Here is a 596-nt window from a genome sequence, read left to right as displayed (position 1 = left end):
GCCGAGCTCGGCGAAGGGCACGTCGACGACGTCGCCGTCCAGGTCGACGCCCTCCTCCTCGCCCGCGCACTCGCGCAGCAGGGCCTTCAGATCGTCCAGTTCGAACTGTCGCATGGGTGCCTCTCCGTCTCTTACGCCCGGGCGGCCGGCCGTGTGGTCACGGCTCGAGAGTCGGTCAGCGGGCTGGAGAAACACTCGAATCGTCCGGGTGCCGCCCGGGCGGCCGGCGACGCGCGCGCCGGCGCTCAGGCCGCGTACAGGTCGAAGGTCGAGGTGCGGCGCGGCCCGGACATCACGTCCAGCTGCGGGTCGACGGCCAGCATCGCCTGGTGCAGGCGCTGCAGCTGCGGCGAGGGCTCCACGCCCAGCTCGTCGACGAGGCGGCGGCGGAGCCGGTGGTAGACCTCGAGCGCCGCGGCCTGCCGGCCGGAGCGGTACAGCGCCACCATCGCCTGCGAGTGCAGCCCCTCGTGCTCGGGGTGCCGGGCGATCAGGTCCATCAGCTCGGCGGTGACCTCGGCGTGCCGGCCGAGCCGGAGGTCGGCGTCGAGACGGCGTTCCCGGGTGACGAGCCTGCTCTCCTCCAGGCGCATCGC

Annotated in this window: 1 protein-coding gene and 1 pseudogene; both read right to left on the bottom strand. The window is 73.8% G+C overall.

Features of this window, described 5'->3' with window-relative positions:
• A pseudogene (locus LPA54_RS35275) lies at positions 1-114 on the bottom strand (actinorhodin polyketide synthase); the annotation flags it as partial.
• Between the two features lie 131 nt (positions 115-245).
• The coding region (locus LPA54_RS35270; RefSeq protein ID WP_228984670.1) for an AfsR/SARP family transcriptional regulator at positions 246-596 on the bottom strand (351 nt) is incomplete at its 5' end.

The organism is Streptomyces sp. DH12 (assembly GCF_020873895.1).
GTDB lineage: Bacteria > Actinomycetota > Actinomycetes > Streptomycetales > Streptomycetaceae > Streptomyces.
The sequence above is the reverse complement of the archived record's forward strand: the minus strand, read 5'-3'. Positions and strand labels throughout refer to the sequence as shown.